This window comes from Achromobacter sp. ACM04, from assembly GCF_014851465.1.
In the GTDB taxonomy this organism is placed as follows: Bacteria; Pseudomonadota; Gammaproteobacteria; order Burkholderiales; family Burkholderiaceae_B; genus Achromobacter; species Achromobacter aegrifaciens.
The window spans coordinates 657913-673196 of sequence record NZ_JACUZS010000003.1; the positions used below are offsets into that span (position 1 = coordinate 657913).

At 66.4% G+C, this 15284-nt stretch carries 15 protein-coding genes and 1 pseudogene; 11 read left to right on the forward strand and 5 right to left on the reverse strand.

Annotated elements, in window-relative coordinates; all coding sequences use genetic code 11:
* The first annotated feature begins 12 nt into the window (after positions 1-12).
* Complete coding sequence (locus IB259_RS19385; protein WP_054450590.1) at positions 13-909, forward strand: LysR family transcriptional regulator; 897 nt, start codon at positions 13-15, stop codon at positions 907-909.
* A 142-nt stretch (positions 910-1051) separates the two neighbouring features.
* Here the strand turns inward: IB259_RS19385 and IB259_RS19390 are convergent, their stop codons facing one another.
* Together IB259_RS19390 and IB259_RS31245 are read right to left on the reverse strand one after the other, a co-directional pair.
* Entirely contained in the window at positions 1052-4108 is a 3057-nt protein-coding gene (locus IB259_RS19390) for an Rne/Rng family ribonuclease (protein WP_225596907.1), read from the reverse strand.
* Positions 4092-4139: pseudogene (locus IB259_RS31245) on the reverse strand (hypothetical protein); the annotation flags it as partial. The pseudogene IB259_RS31245 and the gene IB259_RS19390, both read right to left, overlap by 17 nt.
* A 501-nt stretch (positions 4140-4640) precedes the next feature.
* On the opposite strand from IB259_RS31245, the gene IB259_RS19395 reads away from it, so the two are divergent.
* From IB259_RS19395 to msrQ, 4 genes are all read left to right on the forward strand, one after another.
* Positions 4641-5603 (forward strand): RluA family pseudouridine synthase, encoded by a 963-nt coding sequence (locus tag IB259_RS19395; protein WP_175181235.1) that lies wholly within the window; start codon positions 4641-4643, stop codon positions 5601-5603.
* A gap of 2 nt (positions 5604-5605) precedes the next feature.
* Positions 5606-6256 (forward strand): HAD family hydrolase, encoded by a 651-nt coding sequence (locus tag IB259_RS19400; protein WP_192329929.1) that lies wholly within the window; start codon positions 5606-5608, stop codon positions 6254-6256.
* Positions 6257-6438: 182 nt separating this feature from the next.
* Positions 6439-7401 carry a protein-methionine-sulfoxide reductase catalytic subunit MsrP gene (gene msrP, locus IB259_RS19405; RefSeq protein WP_175214069.1) on the forward strand — a complete coding sequence of 321 codons (963 nt, stop codon included), beginning with the start codon at positions 6439-6441 and terminating at the stop codon, positions 7399-7401.
* A 9-nt stretch (positions 7402-7410) separates the two neighbouring features.
* A complete protein-coding gene (gene msrQ, locus IB259_RS19410; RefSeq protein WP_175213949.1) occupies positions 7411-8061 on the forward strand; it encodes a protein-methionine-sulfoxide reductase heme-binding subunit MsrQ in 651 nt (216 codons plus the stop codon).
* A gap of 14 nt (positions 8062-8075) precedes the next feature.
* Here msrQ and IB259_RS19415 read toward each other — a convergent pair whose 3' ends face one another.
* The 3 genes from IB259_RS19415 to IB259_RS19425 are packed head-to-tail and all read right to left on the reverse strand — an operon-like array spanning position 8076 to position 10174.
* On the reverse strand, positions 8076-8861 hold the full coding sequence (locus IB259_RS19415) for an N-acetylmuramoyl-L-alanine amidase (protein WP_054450601.1): 786 nt from the start codon (positions 8859-8861) through the stop codon (positions 8076-8078).
* Between the two features lie 3 nt (positions 8862-8864).
* Positions 8865-9575, reverse strand: coding sequence for an SAM-dependent methyltransferase (locus tag IB259_RS19420; protein WP_054450604.1), 711 nt, complete (start codon positions 9573-9575; stop codon positions 8865-8867).
* The gene (locus IB259_RS19425) at positions 9572-10174 is read right to left on the reverse strand and encodes a Maf-like protein (protein WP_192329931.1); all 603 of its coding nucleotides are present in this window, start codon (positions 10172-10174) and stop codon (positions 9572-9574) included. Before IB259_RS19425 ends, IB259_RS19420 begins: the two co-directional genes overlap by 4 nt.
* A gap of 241 nt (positions 10175-10415) precedes the next feature.
* Here IB259_RS19425 and IB259_RS19430 point away from each other — a divergent pair, with 241 nt between their 5' ends.
* The 6 genes from IB259_RS19430 to fabG all read left to right on the forward strand — a co-directional run bounded on the left by IB259_RS19430 (position 10416) and on the right by fabG (position 15103).
* Complete coding sequence (locus IB259_RS19430) at positions 10416-10964, forward strand: DUF177 domain-containing protein (RefSeq protein WP_199728318.1); 549 nt, start codon at positions 10416-10418, stop codon at positions 10962-10964.
* Between the two features lie 52 nt (positions 10965-11016).
* On the forward strand, positions 11017-11199 hold the full coding sequence (gene rpmF / locus IB259_RS19435) for a 50S ribosomal protein L32 (protein WP_013392223.1): 183 nt from the start codon (positions 11017-11019) through the stop codon (positions 11197-11199).
* A 59-nt stretch (positions 11200-11258) separates the two neighbouring features.
* Positions 11259-12326, forward strand: coding sequence for a phosphate acyltransferase PlsX (plsX, locus tag IB259_RS19440; RefSeq protein ID WP_054450609.1), 1068 nt, complete (start codon positions 11259-11261; stop codon positions 12324-12326).
* Positions 12326-13312: a beta-ketoacyl-ACP synthase III gene (locus IB259_RS19445; RefSeq protein ID WP_054450612.1), complete on the forward strand. Its 987-nt coding sequence runs from the start codon at positions 12326-12328 to the stop codon at positions 13310-13312. Before plsX ends, IB259_RS19445 begins: the two co-directional genes overlap by 1 nt.
* A gap of 98 nt (positions 13313-13410) precedes the next feature.
* The gene (fabD, locus tag IB259_RS19450; protein WP_054450614.1) at positions 13411-14346 is read left to right on the forward strand and encodes an ACP S-malonyltransferase; all 936 of its coding nucleotides are present in this window, start codon (positions 13411-13413) and stop codon (positions 14344-14346) included.
* A 4-nt stretch (positions 14347-14350) separates the two neighbouring features.
* Positions 14351-15103: a 3-oxoacyl-ACP reductase FabG gene (gene fabG / locus IB259_RS19455; protein ID WP_059374778.1), complete on the forward strand. Its 753-nt coding sequence runs from the start codon at positions 14351-14353 to the stop codon at positions 15101-15103.
* Positions 15104-15284 lie beyond the last annotated feature (181 nt).

The window sequence follows — 15284 nt, forward strand, 5'->3', positions numbered from 1 at the left end:
AGGGGGGACGCTTTGGATACGCGATATGTGCAGAGCTTTGTGTCGGTGGTCGAATGCGGATCGCTGGCGGAGGCCGCGCGCCGGCTGGACCTGACCCCCGCTGCCATTGCGGCGCGGGTGCGCACCCTGGAGGAAGAGCTGGGCGCCACGCTCATCAAGCGCGTGGGCCGCAGCGTCAAGGCGACCGAAGCGGGCCTGAAAGTGCTGGAACGAGCCCGCAGCGTGCTGCGCGAAGTGCGCGACCTGCGGGCCAGCGCCAGCGACGACGCGCCCTTGGGCGAGTTGAGGCTGGGCGTGTCGGTGTCGGCGCTGACGGGCATCATGCCCACCGTGCTGGCGCGCCTGTACCGGCGCCTGCCCAAGCTGGCCGTTTTCGTGGAGCCAGGCACCTCCAATCACCTGTACCACCGGGTGATCAACGGCGACCTGGACGCGGCCTTCATCGTCAAGCCGCAATTCAACCTGTCCAAAGGCTACGCCTGGAAATTGGTGGCGGAAGAGCCTCTGGTGGTGCTGGCGCCGCCCGATACCGTGAGCAATGACGCCCACGAGCTGATGAGCACGCAGCCTTTCATACGCTATGACCGCAACGTCTGGGGCGGCCGGCTGGCGGACCAGTATCTGCGCCAGCACGGCATCGTGCCGCGCGAGCGCCTGGAGGTCGACGGCCTGATGGGCATCGCCTGCATGGTGTCGGAAGGGCTGGGCGTGTCGCTGGTACCCGATTGGGCGCCGGATTGGGTGGACAGCCGGCGCGTCAAGCGAGTGCCGCTGCCGGGGCGCGCGCCTCTGCGCTGCATGGGGATCATCTGGGCCCGGCATATGCCGCATTCGGCGTTGGCGGAAGCGTTCGTCGAAGAGGCCGGCCTGGCTTTGAACCTGCCCGCGGAGCCGATAGAGGACGAGTGAGCGGCCGAGGGGGCGCGCTGCGAATCGCGCGGGGCGTCGCTGCCCTGCGGACCCACCATGAAAAACACCCCGTACGCTGGATCGGTATCCAGCGTACGGGGTGCGATGTGCTGCCAGTCGCAAGCCCTTGCGGGCCTGCGGTTTAGTGGCGCGTTTCGACCTGAACCAGCGGCTCGTTGGAAACGGGCGCGACCGGCTTGCGCTCGCGGCCCAGGCGGACCGGTGTGTGCGCAGCGGCGATACGCAGCTGGGTCTGGGCGTGGCGGTCCGGATCGGTCTCCACCCACTGCAGGCCGGCGGCATTCACCACGTCGTGCAGGGCCTGGGCCTTGGCCGACGGGGCGACAGCCGGCACCACGATGGGCTGGCTGGCTGCGGGCGTCGCGGCAGCCGCTTCCTGTGCGACAGGCGCGGCCGGAGCAACCGGGGCGACCGGCGCCGGGGCGGGAGCAACCACGGGCTCGACGGCGGCGGCTTCCACCGGCGCCGGCTCGGTCGCTGCGGGGGCGGAAACCTCGCTCGCGGCCTGCACGGACACCGGCTGGGTCACTTCGGCGGCAGCCGTCTGCACGGGCTGGGCCACGGGTTCGACGGCTTGCTCGGCTTGGGCCTGCACGGGCGCAGCCGGCTGGGTTTCAACCGGAGCAGCGGCAACCTGGACGGGCTCGGCTGTCGTCGTTTCGGGCTGCTGGGCTTGCGCCGGAGCGGCCTGGACCTGTGCGGCAGGTTCCTCGGTTTGCGCAGCGGTCACGGCGGGCTGGGCAGCGGCTTCTTCCGACTGTTCGATGCTGTCGTCGTCGGCGCCATCTTCCTGCTGGTCGTCGCTGCCGGCCAAGCCAGCTTCTTCCTGGCTGCGGCGGCCACGGCGGCTGCGGCGGCGGCGGCGCTTGCGCTCGGGATCGGCGGCGCCTTCGGCGCCTTCCACGGCGGGTACGCCATCGGCGGTCTGTTCGAGCACGGCTTCGGCTTCGCCGGCCTCGGCGGTCACCGCGGCGGCTTCAGGAGCCGGTTTGGTTTCGGGCAGGGCGGTGGCGACCGTCTGCGCCAGGGCGGCGACCATGCTTTCCTGTTCGCTCATCGGGGCGTCGGACTGGCCTTCCTCGCGGCGATTGCGGCCACGGCCGCGGCGGCGGTTGCGGCCGGCGCCGCTGTCCTCGCCGCCAGCTTCCACGGCTTGCTCGGGGCGGTTGGACGCCAGGGCAGCTTGCGCAGCCTGGGTGTCGCGTTCGCCACGGGTGTCGTTGCGGTTGTTGCGGTCGCCGCGTTCCTGGCGCTCGCCCTCGGCGCGGCGGTTGCCGCGGACGTGGTGGCGGCCGCCTTCGCTGCCCTCGGCGCCTTCGCCGCGGGATTCGCCGCGGCGGTTGCGGTTGCGGTCCGAACCATGGCGTTCGCCACGGCGTTCCTGGCCGTCATGGCTGCTGCGGCCCTTGCCGCGGCCGGAGCTGGCGCGCTTGGCGCTGTCTTCCTGGGCAGCGGGAGCGGGCTTGGCCGCTTCGGAGCTGCCGCCCAGCCACCCGAACAGGCGCTTGAACAGGCCGCCCAGGCCGCCGGTTGCTGCCGGCGCGGGAGCCGGCGCAGCGGGAGCCGGGGTCGAAACAGGAGCGGGCTGCGAGGGCGTGATGCCCTTGACCAGCGCTTCCGGACGCGACTTGATTTCGTGCTCGCGCGGCTGCCAGGGGGCGTCCGTGGCCGGGGCTTCAACCAGTTCGAAGCTGGTCTTCAGTTCTTCCAGGCGCGGATCGTCGTGGCGCAGGCGCTCGATGTGGTGGTGCGGCGTTTCCAGATGCTTGTTGGGGATCAGCATCAGGTTGACCTTGAGGCGGGCTTCCATCTTGGTGATGTCGGCGCGCTTTTCGTTCAGCAGGTAGGTTGCAACGTCGACCGGCACTTGGGCGTGCACGGCGGCGGTGTTTTCCTTCATGGCCTCTTCCTGCAGCAGGCGCAGCACATGCAGGGCGCTGGACTCGGCGTCGCGGATCACGCCGGTGCCGTTGCAGCGCGGGCAGGTGATGTGCGAGCCTTCGTTCAGGGCGGGACGCAGGCGCTGGCGCGACAGTTCCATCAGGCCGAAGCGCGAAATCTTGCCCATCTGGACGCGGGCGCGGTCGAAGTGGAGGGCGTCACGCAGGCGCTGTTCGACGGCGCGCTGGTTCTTGCTGTCCTCCATGTCGATGAAGTCGATGACGATCAGGCCGCCCAGGTCGCGCAGGCGCAACTGGCGGGCCACTTCATCGGCTGCTTCCGAGTTGGTGCGCAGCGCGGTTTCCTCGATGTCGGCGCCGCGCGTGGAGCGGGCCGAGTTGACGTCCACGGAAACCAGGGCTTCGGTGTGGTCGATGACGATGGCGCCGCCCGAGGGCAGCGTGACCGTGCGCGAGTACGCCGTTTCGATCTGGTGTTCGATCTGGAAACGGGAGAAGAGGGGGATATCGTCGCGGTAGCGTTTGACGCGTTGGACGTTGTCCGGCATCACCACGCTCATGAAAGCCGTGGCCTGGTCGGCGATCTCGTCGGTATCGATGAGGATCTCGCCGATTTCCGGGGAGAAGTAGTCGCGGATGGCCCGGATGACCAGGCTGGATTCCAGGTAGATCAGGATCGGCGCGGAGTTGTCGCGCGCGGCGCCGTCGATCGCGGTCCAGAGCTGCAACAGGTAGGACAGGTCCCACTGGAGCTCTTCGACGTTGCGGCCGATGCCGGCGGTGCGGGCGATGATGCTCATGCCCTGGGGCAGATCGAGCTGCTCCATCGTGTCGCGCAGTTCCTGGCGGTCCTCGCCCTCGACGCGGCGCGAAACGCCACCGCCACGGGGATTGTTGGGCATCAGGACCAGGTAGCGGCCGGCCAGCGAGATGAACGTGGTCAGGGCGGCGCCCTTGTTGCCGCGCTCTTCCTTTTCAACCTGGACGATCAGTTCCTGGCCTTCGCGCAGGGCGTCCTGGATGCGGGCGCTGCGGACGTCCACGCCTTCCTTGAAGTAGCTGCGGGCCACTTCCTTGAAAGGCAGGAAACCGTGACGGTCTTCACCGTAGTTGACGAAGCAAGCTTCGAGGCCGGGTTCGATCCGGGTGATGACACCTTTGTAGATATTGCCTTTGCGTTGTTCGCGGCCGGCAGTCTCGATGTCGAGGTCGATGAGTTTTTGCCCATCGACGATAGCGACGCGTAATTCTTCCTGATGCGTCGCATTGAACAGCATGCGCTTCATGAGAGGGGTTCTCCGTTGTCATGACGCGCCGATATCGGCGCGTGACCTCGGGTCACTCGGGCTGCGGGCTGAAGCGGGCAAGAGTTGCGGACCGTACCTGGGCGGCGCCCAGGCGTATCCGCCGCGGGTCAGGCGGGCACGTCGAGCCGTGGGGCTCGGGGTTCTGTCAGCAGGAGGGTCAGCTTCACTGAATGTGGTTTGACGGAAAAGTGCTGTGAACGGCAGTTGCGGTCGGATTGGTTGCCCACGCGCAGCTGGTGCTTTAAATATGCGACGATTCTTGCGGTGCTTCAGAGCCGCTTGCGGCATGCAACGGACCTGCTGGGACAGCGGGCAAAATGAATGCCACACCACTATCCGGCAGGGCGCGGTTGCGCCGGCGACCAAATGACCCCGGGGGTTGAATGAGCAGGCAGTACAATGGCGGCCCGCGCGCTCGACGGAGTTGCGTAACGTTGCATCTCTACGTCAGGCGGCTAGTTCAGCCCCTTTAGGCTGTCCCGATTATATGTCGCTTTTCGCAATGCGCAAAGAAACTTCCCCCTCGCTTTCCCTCTCTAAAGCTCCCCCTGCCGTCCGGATGGTGGAAGTCGATGCCGAGCATGCCGGCCAGCGTCTGGACAACTACCTTGCGCGGCTGTGCAAGGGCGTCCCCAAAACCCATATCTACAAGGCCATACGCGGCGGCGAAGTGCGGGTAAACAAGGGACGCACTTCGGCCGACTACCGCGTCGCCGAGGGCGACGTGGTCCGCGTTCCGCCGCTGCGGCTGCCCGACCCGGGCAAGCCCCGGCCGGTGCCTGGCGCCGAATTCCCCGTGGTGTTCGAGGACGAGGCGTTGCTTGTCGTGGACAAGCCCGCCGGCGTGGCGGTCCATGGCGGCAGCGGCGTGTCCTTCGGCGTGATCGAACAGCTGCGGGCGGCCCGGCCCGGCGCCAAGTTCCTGGAACTGGTCCATCGCCTGGACCGGGAGACCTCGGGTCTCTTGATGGTGGCCAAGAAGCGCAGCGCCCTGCTGGCGTTGCACGCCATGCTGCGCGAAGGAAAAGGGGACAAACATTACCTGGCCCTGGTCGAGGGCGATTGGGTCAATGACCGCCAGCACATCAAGCTGGGGCTGTCCAAGTGGACCACCCAGTCCGGCGAGCGCCGGGTCAAGGTCGATCCGGACGGCCAGTCGGCGCACACCATCGTCACGCTCAAGCAGCGTTTTGGTGGCTATAGTCTGGTCGACGCCGAATTGCGTACCGGTCGCACCCATCAGATCCGGGTGCACCTGGCCGCCAGCGGCTTCCCCATCGTGGGCGACGACAAGTACGGCCACGACGAAGTACGGGCGCAGTTCGCGCGCATGGGTTTTGGCAGGATGTTCCTGCACGCCCACCAATTGACCTTGGCCCACCCGGTGACGGGCGAGTCCCTGACGCTTACCGCCGAGCTGCCCCCAGCTTGCCGGAAAATACTGAAACAACTGGAGTCGGTCTGATTATGTCGTATTCGCTGGTCGTTTTTGACTGGGATGGCACCCTGATGGATTCCACGCACAGCATCGTGGCCGCCATCCAGGGCGCCTGCCGCGACCTGGAACTGGCGGTGCCTTCGGCATCCGATGCCAGCTGGGTGATAGGCCTGTCCCTGGAAAGCGCCCTGCGCCGCGCGGTGCCGGAACTGACGCAGGCGATGCTGCCGCGCTTCCTGGAGCGCTACCGCACGCACTATCTGCTGCGTGATCCGGAATTGCGCCTGTTCGAGGGCGTGCAGGAACTCTTGGCCGAACTGGCCGGGCAGAACGTGCGCCTGGCGGTGGCTACCGGCAAGAGCCGCGTGGGCCTGACCCGCGCGCTGGCCGCGACCGGCCTGGGGCCGCTGTTCGATGCCACGCGCACCGCCGACGAAACTTTCAGCAAGCCGCATCCGGCGATGCTGCACGAGCTGATGCAGGAGCTGGGCGTGGATCCGGACCGCGTCGTGATGGTGGGTGACACCTCGCACGACCTGCAGATGGCGATCAATGCCGGCGTGCATGGCCTGGGGGTGACCTATGGCGCACATACCCTGAAGGAGCTTGAGGGTTGTTCGCCCCAGGCGGTGCTCGACAGCGTGCCGAAGGTGCGCGAATGGCTGCTGCCGCGTATCTAGCGACCTGGCGCCCGGGATTCTCCGGGCGTGCGCAGTCCGGGCGCGGAACGCCCGCCGTACGCGCGGGTCTATAGGAAATACCCGCAAGCGCCGGCTGCCGCGGAATATCATGGGGCGGCGCGGCGTCCATGGCTTGCGCAGGGCGCGTCCATGATCCTGCGGGCGCTACACCGGAGACCATGATGTTGATACGCAAGCCCGACGATATTCTTCCGTCCGAGATCACCTCCGAGGACGTCTGGCGTTCGCGCCGCGAACTTATGCTGCGCGCGGGGCTGGTCGCGGCCGCCGCAGGCCTGCCGGGGTGGGCCATGCGCAGCGCGCACGCCCAGGAGGCCGGCGTTCTGCCGGGCAAGCTCAACCCCGCCTTGAGCGTCATGGACAAGCAGACGACGCTGGCCGACGTCACCTCCTACAACAACTACTACGAGTTCGGCGTGGATAAGGGCGATCCGGCCGCCAATGCCGGCAAATTGCAGACACGCCCCTGGAGCGTGAGCGTCGAGGGCGAAGTCGGCAAGCCGCGCACCTTTTCCATCGAAGAGCTGCTCAAGCTGGCGCCGATGGAAGAACGCGTCTACCGGCTGCGCTGCGTCGAGGGCTGGTCCATGGTGATTCCGTGGATGGGCTATTCGCTGTCGGCGCTGCTCAAGCAGGTCGAACCCACGGGCAACGCCAAGTACGTGGAATTCGTCACCGCCGTGCAGCGCGAGAACATGCCGGGCGTGCGCGCCGCGATCCTGGAATGGCCTTATGTGGAGGGCCTGCGCATCGACGAAGCCATGAATCCCCTGGCCATGCTGGTGTTCGGCGTCTACGGAAAGGTGCTGCCGAACCAGAACGGCGCGCCGCTCAGGTTGGCGGTGCCCTGGAAGTATGGTTTCAAGTCGGCCAAGTCCCTGGTCAAGATCCGCCTGGTCGAAAAGCCGCCCGTGTCGTCGTGGATCAAGGCCGCGCCCCAGGAGTACGGCTTTTACGCCAATGTGAATCCCGACGTGCCTCATCCGCGCTGGAGCCAGGCCACGGAACGCCGCATTGGCGAGGACGGGCTGTTCTCCCCCAAGCGCAAGACCTTGATGTTCAACGGTTATGCCGAACAGGTGGCGTCGCTCTACCAGGGGATGGACCTGAAGGCGAACTACTGAGGCGATTCCATGCCTGACGGCACTCCGCAGGTGGCTCCGGCCACGCCGCCGCGCAAGACCCAGTTTTCCGCCAAGACTGTGGGGCGCTTCAAGCCGTTCCTGTTCCTGCTGGGGCTGGCGCCGTTCGCGCGCTGGATCTGGCTGGGCGTGAATAACGGGCTGACGGCGAATCCGGTCGAGTTCCTGACCCGTTCATCGGGCACCTGGACCCTGGTCTGCCTGCTCGTGACCCTGGCCATCACGCCGCTGCGCCGGCTGACTGGCCAGCCGGCATTGGTGCGTCTGCGGCGCATGTGCGGTTTGTTCGCGTTCTTCTATGGATCCATGCACTTCATGGCCTGGGTCTGGTGGGATCGCGGCTTCGATCCGGCGGGCATGCTGCGCGATATCGGCGAACGCCCCTTCATCATGGTGGGATTTGCGGCGTTCGTGCTGATGGCCGCTCTGGCGGCTACCTCCACGCAGTGGGCCATGCGCAAGCTGGGCAAGCGCTGGCAAAGCCTGCACCGCGCCATCTATGCCATCGGCCTGCTGGCGGTGCTGCATTATTGGTGGCACAAGGCCGGCAAGAACGACCTGGCGCAGCCCGCCCTGTACGCCGCCGTGCTGGCCTTGTTGCTGGGCTGGCGGCTGGTCGCCTGGTTGCGCGGCAGGCGGTAGCGCGCTGCGCGTCCCTACAGCATCGCCAGCATGATGGCGGCAGTCTCCGCGTCCGGCTGGCCGTCGTACAGTGTCGGTCGGTAGTGCATCTGAAAGGCTGCCAGCGCGCCGATGGTGGCCGGGCTCAGTGTGCCGTCCTGTGGACACGCATAGCCCAACCGTGCCAGCTGTTTCTGGAACCATGCGACATCCGGGATGCCCTGGACCTGAAGGCGCGCGAGGTGTTCGGCGGCTCCGGTCTCGTCGTACCAGCGCCCGATTCCCGCCTCGGCCAACGTTTTCCACGGGAAAAGAGGGCCGGGATCCACCTTGCGCTGGGGCGCGATGTCGCTGTGGCCCACGATGTTCTCGGGCGTGACGCCATGCCGTTGCGCAATATCGCGCAGCAATATGGTCAGTGCGCGCAATTGCTGGTCGTTGTACGGATGCCAGACAGGCTTGCCGTCAGAGCCCTCCGTCCAGCCTGGGTTGACGATTTCTATGCCGATGGACGTGCTGTTCATGGCGATGTTGCCATACCAGGAGCTGGCGCCGGCATGCCAGGCGGCGCGGTTCTCGTCGACCAGCCGGTAGACGCGGCCGGCGTCGTTAACCAGATAGTGCGAACTGACCTTGCCCTTGGAGAGCAATTCCATGGAACGGGCGTCGTCCACGCTGGTGTAGTGCAGCACGATGCTGCGTACCCGGCTGGCCTGGCTGACCGCAGTGATCGAGGTGTCCAGGTCCAGGCCGGCGGGGCCGCGCGCGGCGCATCCCGCCAGGATGGCCGCGGCAAGCGGCACAAGGAATAGGCGGCGCATGGATCAGCGCGCCAGGAAGAGGAATAGCGTGGGCAGCTTGTCGAGCTGGGGCGCCGGCTGCTTTTTCCAGTCGGCCACGCTGCGGGTGACGATCCATTCGTCGGCGGTCGTGACCGAGCGCGCCACGCACAGCTTGGTGTCGCCCTTCAGGCTGGCCAGCAGCGTGGCGAACATGGCGGCGTTGCGATAGGGGGTCTCGATCAGCAACTGGGTCTGGTTGTGCTTGGCCGAGTGCTGTTCCCAGGCGCGCAGCTGCTTGGCGCGTTCCGCGGGGTCCACCGGCGCGTAGCCATGGAAGGCAAAGCGCTGGCCGTCCAGTCCGCTGGCCATCAGGCCCAGCAGGATGGAAGAGGGGCCGACCCAGGGTTTTACCGTGATGCCCAGGCGGTGCGCGGCGTCCGCGACCTTGGCGCCCGGGTCCGCGACCGCGGGGCAGCCAGCCTCGGAGACCAGGCCGATTTCCGCGCCCTTGAGCGCCGGTTCCAGCCAAGCCTTGATCTGGACGGCGTCTACCTTGTCGTTCAGGGTGTGGATGGTGATTTCCTGCAGCGGCCGGGTTGTGCCGATCAGCTTGAGGAAGGCGCGCGCGGTCTTGGCGTTTTCGGCGATGTAGGTGTCCAGCTGGCCTGCCAGGGTGCGGACCTCGGCGGGGAGCCAGCGCTCGGGTGGGGCTTCACCCAGGCCGACCGGGATCAGGTGCAGCGCGCCGCTCATGCGGATGCTCCGGGGGCGTCCAGCGGATCCAGGCCGAACTGCGCCAGCATGCCGGTCAGTGCGATCAGCGGCAGCCCGATGATGGCGGTGGGGTCGTCGCTCTGGATGCTTTCCATCAGGGCGATGCCCAGGCTTTCCGCCTTGGCGCTGCCTGCGGTATCGTAGGGTTCTTCGGCGCGCAGATAGGCTTCGATCGCGCGGTCCGACAGCTGGCGGAAATGGCAGCGCGTGACGATGTCGGCTTTTTCCACCCGCTGGCCGTCCGTGACCGCCAAGGCGCTGTGAAATTCCACGATTTGACCCGACAGGGCCCGCAATTGCGCCAATGCGCGCGGGAAATCCCCCGGTTTGCCGATGGGATGTCCGTCGGTGGTGGCCACCTGGTCCGAGCCGATCACGATGCTGCCGGGGTAATTGGCCGCGACCGCCATGGCCTTGGCCACGGACAGGCGCAGCGCCAGGGCTTCGGGCGTTTCGCCGGAGTGTGGCGTTTCGTCTACATCGGGGGAAATCGCCGTGAAAGGCAGGCGCAGGCGGGACAGCAGTTCTTTGCGGTAACGCGAGCTGGACGCGAGGATCAGGCTGGGCTTGGAAGGCATGCGATATTTGACGTTAAGGCGTAAGTCACAGTATTATCTAACGTTTTGCGGGATTTTTGCATGAATGGACGCGCGAGCAAGCCGGTGGCGAAGCTTGGCGGCCTCGGCAAAATCATGGGTTCTGGGTTTTCCGGGGTTTAAACCCCCGGGGTTTTAAACCCGCGAGTTCGGGCTCTGTGAACAGCCCCGCGAATGCAAAGGACTGAACATCAAGCGCATCGATGCATACGCATTTGCCCAGATGGGCAAGGAAGCGCAAGGAACCATACCTCTTGTGCGGCTTACGCGCGTGGTTGACGGGCTGCCCGAACAACCGCAGGGCGATGCCGGACTCGTGACGTGGTCCGTGCGCGGCGAAATGGGTAGAACCGGCCTGCTGATGGGCCGGCCGCTACTGCATATCCATGTGCAGGCGAATCCGGTGCTGGTGTGCCAACGGTGCAACGAGCCGTTCGTGTATCCGATCGACAGCGAAGTCCTTTTGCAGCTGGTCAAGTCCGAAGCCGATCTCGACGACGATGCTTCCTACGGGGATCCATCCGGCGAGGACGACGAGGACGAAGAAGGAAATGGTTTTGTGTCCAACCTGCCTGAAAAGGTGGTGGGTTCGCATCATTTTGATCTGCTGGCCCAGATCGAAGATGAGCTCATTCTGAGCGTTCCGTATGTGCCCAAGCATGATGTATGCCCGGGCGCGCTGGCCAAGGTCAGCGAAGCTTCTCCCGAGGAGCCCGCTGTCAAGCGTCCGTCGCCGTTTGCGGTGCTGGAACAACTGAAGCACAAAGATTGAGATCAACATCGGGCCGCATCGCGTACAATGCGCCCCGTTTCTAGGAGTCATCATGGCCGTTCAACAAAACAAGAAGTCCCCGTCCAAGCGCGGTATGCACCGCTCGCACGATTTTCTGGTGAACCCGCCGACCGCGATCGAACCCAACACGGGCGAAGCGCATCTGCGTCACCACATCAGCCCCAACGGCTTCTACCGCGGCCGCAAGGTCCTGAAGACCAAGGCCGACGAATAAGGCCCCCGGGCCGAACTCGTACTCGGACCATTTCGGCTGAGCGCTGATACCTGGCACCCGTGATACGCATCGCCATAGACTGTATGGGCGGAGACTTCGGTCTGCCCGTCACGATTCCGGCTGCGATCGAGTTCGCCCGGCAATTTCCGGATACCCGGCTATTGCTGGTCGGGCTTCCCGACGCCATCGAAGCGGCGCTCTCCGAGCACCGCGGCGTGGCGCGTGATCGCATTGAGATCGTGGCGGCTTCCGAAGTCGTCACCATGGACGACCCGGTCGAGGTCGCCCTGCGCCGCAAAAAAGACTCCTCCATGCGCCTGGCCGCCCAGTCCGTCAAGGACGGGCGCGCCGACGCCTGCGTTTCCGCGGGCAATACCGGCGCGTGGATGGCCATTTCACGCTATGTGCTCAAGACGCTGGACGGCATAGACCGCCCCGCGATCGCCACGTCCATTCCGAACCAGACGGGCCGCGCCACCACGGTGCTGGACCTGGGCGCGAATGTGGACTGCACGGCCGAGCATCTACTCCAATTCGCCATCATGGGCGCCGCGCTGTCGCAGGCGGTGGACCATCGCGAGCGCCCCTCGGTGGGCCTGCTCAACATCGGCGAAGAAGTCATCAAGGGCAACGAAGTCGTCAAGGAAGCCGCCGAGCTCCTGCGCAGCAGCCCGCTCAACTTCTACGGCAACGTGGAAGGCAATGACATATTCAAAGGCACGGTCGACGTCGTCGTCTGCGACGGTTTCGTCGGCAACGTCGTGCTCAAGTCCGTCGAAGGGCTGGCGAAGATGTTGTCCAGCGTCATTCGCGAAGAGTTCAAACGCAATCTGATCACGCTGCTGGCTGGCGCGGTGGCCAAGCCGGTGCTCAACCGCCTGCGCACCCGCGTCGACAACCGGCGCTATAACGGCGCCGCGCTGCTGGGCTTGCGCGGCGTGGTCATCAAGAGCCATGGTTCCGCGGACGTCTACGCCTATGGATTTGCGTTGCAGCGCGCCCGTGAAGCCGTAGTGAGTAAACTGCTGGAGCGCACCGCTGAGACGGTCGCTCAGATTACCAAGCGCGTTCAATCTGGCGAAGGCCCCTCGGTGTCGTCGCCAAACGTGGCTGGGGACACCGCTTGATGGATACCGCAATGAAATATTCCGTGATCGCGGGCACCGGCAGCTTCCTGCCGGAACGCGTGGTTTCGAATGACGAACTGGCGGCGGAGCTGGCGACGCGCGACATCGCCACCTCCGACGAATGGATCGTCGAGCGCACCGGCATCCGCCAGCGCCATCTGGCCGAGCGCGGCGTGACCACCAGCGTGCTGGCGACCGAGGCCTCGCGCCGCGCGCTCGCCGATGCCGGCGTGGACGCCTCCGAGGTCGACCTGATCGTCCTGGCCACCTCGACGCCGGACTTCGTGTTTCCGAGCACCGCCTGCATCGTGCAGTCCAATATCGGCGCCAAGGGTTCGGCGGCATTCGACGTGCAGGCCGTGTGCAGCGGTTTCGTCTATGCGATGACCACCGCCGACAGCTTCATCCGTGCCGGCCGTGCGCGTTGCGCGCTGGTCATCGGCGCTGAAGTCTTCTCGCGCATCCTGGACTGGAACGACCGCTCCACCTGCGTGCTGTTCGGCGACGGCGCCGGCGCCGTGGTGCTCAAGGCTTCCGACAAGCCTGGCATCCTGGCCGCGCAACTGCACGCCGACGGCAGCCAGGCCAAGATCCTGAACGCTGCGGGCAACGTAGCCTATGGCGACGTGACCGGCGATCCGTTCCTGCGCATGGACGGGCAGGCCGTGTTCAAGCAGGCCGTTACCGTGCTGGACCGTTCCGCGCGCGACACCTGCGCCGAAGCGGGCGTCGAGATCGCCGACGTCGATTGGCTGATCCCGCACCAGGCCAACGTGCGCATCCTGAATTTCCTGGCGCGCAAGCTTGCCGTGCCGGTCGAGAAGGTCGTCGTCACCGTCGACAGCCACGCCAACACCTCTGCAGCCAGCGTGCCGCTGGCCCTGGACGCCGCGCGCCGCGACGGCCGCGTCAAGCCGGGCCAGTTGATCCTGATGCAAGGCGTGGGCGGCGGATTCACCTGGGGCTCGGTACTGGCCCGCATGTAAGGGCGCGCTCCGGCGCGGCGTGGCGCTCGGCGCCGCGGCCGCCGGAACGATGTGCCTGGCATTCCACACAGACACTGAATCAATCCAAACGGTCAAACATGAAAATCGCTTTTGTCTTTCCTGGCCAAGGTTCCCAAGCTGTCGGCATGCTGGACGCCTGGTCCGGCGTCGCGGCCGTCACGGACACCGTGGCGCGCGCCTCGCAGGCGCTGGGTCAGGACCTGGGCGCGCTGATCGCGCAAGGCCCTGCGGAACAGCTCAACCTGACCACCAACACCCAGCCCGCCATGCTGACCGCTGGCGCTGCGTTCTACGCGGCCTGGTGCGCTGCTGGCGGCCGCAAGCCCGACGTCGTGGCCGGCCACAGCCTGGGCGAATACGCCGCGCTGACGGCCGCGGGCTCGCTCGCGCTTGAAGATGCCGTGCGTCTGGTGCGCGTGCGCGCCGACGCCATGCAGGCCGCGGTGCCGGTAGGCACCGGCGCCATGGCCGCCATCCTGGGTCTGGACGACGACGCCGTGCGCGCGGCCTGCGAAGCCGCCGCCCAGGGCGAGGTTGTCGAGGCCGTGAACTTCAACGCGCCCGCGCAGGTCGTGATCGCAGGCCACAAGGCCGCGGTCGAACGCGCTTGCGAACTGGCCAAGGCCGCAGGCGCCAAGCGCGCGCTGCTGCTGCCGGTGTCCGCGCCGTTCCACTCCAGCCTGCTCAAGCCCGCCGCAGACGTGCTGGCCGGCGCGCTGGCCGGCGTGACCGTGTCCGCGCCGCAGGTGCAAGTGATCAACAACGTCGACGTGGCTTCGCCTGTCGAACCCGATGCAATCCGGGATGCGCTGGTGCGCCAGGCATGGCATCCTGTGCGCTGGGTCGAAACCCTGCGCGCGATGAAGGCGCAAGGCGTCACGCACGTCATCGAATGCGGTCCCGGCAAGGTGCTGGCCGGCCTGACCAAGCGCATCGATCCCGAACTCACGGGCATGGCCATTACCGATCCTGCTTCGCTTGAAGCAGCGTTGGCCGCCGTCAACGGAAATTAAGAACATGGACAACACCTCGATCGAACTGCAGGGCAAGATCGCGCTGGTGACCGGCGCCACGCGTGGCATTGGCCGCGCCATCGCCCAGGAACTGGCTGCGCGCGGCGCCACCGTCGTCGGCACCGCCACGTCCGAATCGGGCGCTGCCGCCATCACCGAAGCGCTGGCGCCCCTGGGCGGCCGCGGCGTGGTGCTGGACGTGACCGACGCCGCTGCCTGCGATGCGCTGATCGACGCGCTGGGCAAGGAGGGCGGCGGTCCCCACATCCTCGTCAATAACGCAGGCATCACCCGTGATACGCTGGCGATGCGCATGAAGGATGAGGACTGGTCGGCTGTCATCGATACCAACCTGGCTTCGGTTTTCCGCCTGTCGCGCGCCGTGCTGCGCAGCATGATGAAGGCCCGCTGGGGACGCATCATCAACGTCACATCCGTGGTGGGTTCCAGCGGCAACCCGGGCCAGGCCAACTACGCCGCGGCCAAGGCCGGCGTGGCAGGCATGTCGCGCGCCCTGGCGCGTGAACTGGGCAGCCGCAACATCACCGTGAACTGCGTCGCGCCCGGTTTCATCGATACCGACATGACGCGCGCGCTGGGCGAAAATCAGACTGCGGCCTTGCTGCAGCAGATTCCGCTGGGCCGCCTGGGTTCGCCTGCCGACATCGCCCACGCCGTGGCGTTTTTGTCCGGGCCGCAGGCGGGTTACATTACCGGCACCACCCTGCACGTCAACGGCGGGATGTACATGCAATAAGTCACGAATCGCGCGTAGGCGGCCAGTTCCGCCATGCCGCCGCCGGACACAAACGGCGAGGCAACGCGAGGTTCAACCGGAAACGCCGCACACCGGTTTCCTGCGCCATTCCCGGCGACAGATCAAGTGCGCGGTGTTATTTTTGTCACGGCCAGGCGTCGCAAAACTCCGCGCTTGGCTA

Coding starts and splice junctions, on each gene's coding strand:
- msrQ (WP_175213949.1), top strand. CDS start 7,411: ATGCCTGACGGCACTCCGCAGGTGGCTCCGGCCACGCCGCCGCGCAAG.
- IB259_RS19425 (WP_192329931.1), bottom strand. CDS start 10,174: ATGCCTTCCAAGCCCAGCCTGATCCTCGCGTCCAGCTCGCGTTACCGC.
- IB259_RS19420 (WP_054450604.1), bottom strand. CDS start 9,575: ATGAGCGGCGCGCTGCACCTGATCCCGGTCGGCCTGGGTGAAGCCCCA.
- msrP (WP_175214069.1), top strand. CDS start 6,439: ATGTTGATACGCAAGCCCGACGATATTCTTCCGTCCGAGATCACCTCC.
- IB259_RS19430 (WP_199728318.1), top strand. CDS start 10,416: ATGGGCAAGGAAGCGCAAGGAACCATACCTCTTGTGCGGCTTACGCGC.
- IB259_RS19400 (WP_192329929.1), top strand. CDS start 5,606: ATGTCGTATTCGCTGGTCGTTTTTGACTGGGATGGCACCCTGATGGAT.
- IB259_RS19395 (WP_175181235.1), top strand. CDS start 4,641: ATGCGCAAAGAAACTTCCCCCTCGCTTTCCCTCTCTAAAGCTCCCCCT.
- rpmF (WP_013392223.1), top strand. CDS start 11,017: ATGGCCGTTCAACAAAACAAGAAGTCCCCGTCCAAGCGCGGTATGCAC.
- fabG (WP_059374778.1), top strand. CDS start 14,351: ATGGACAACACCTCGATCGAACTGCAGGGCAAGATCGCGCTGGTGACC.
- fabD (WP_054450614.1), top strand. CDS start 13,411: ATGAAAATCGCTTTTGTCTTTCCTGGCCAAGGTTCCCAAGCTGTCGGC.
- IB259_RS19445 (WP_054450612.1), top strand. CDS start 12,326: ATGGATACCGCAATGAAATATTCCGTGATCGCGGGCACCGGCAGCTTC.
- IB259_RS19390 (WP_225596907.1), bottom strand. CDS start 4,108: ATGCTGTTCAATGCGACGCATCAGGAAGAATTACGCGTCGCTATCGTC.
- IB259_RS19415 (WP_054450601.1), bottom strand. CDS start 8,861: ATGCGCCGCCTATTCCTTGTGCCGCTTGCCGCGGCCATCCTGGCGGGA.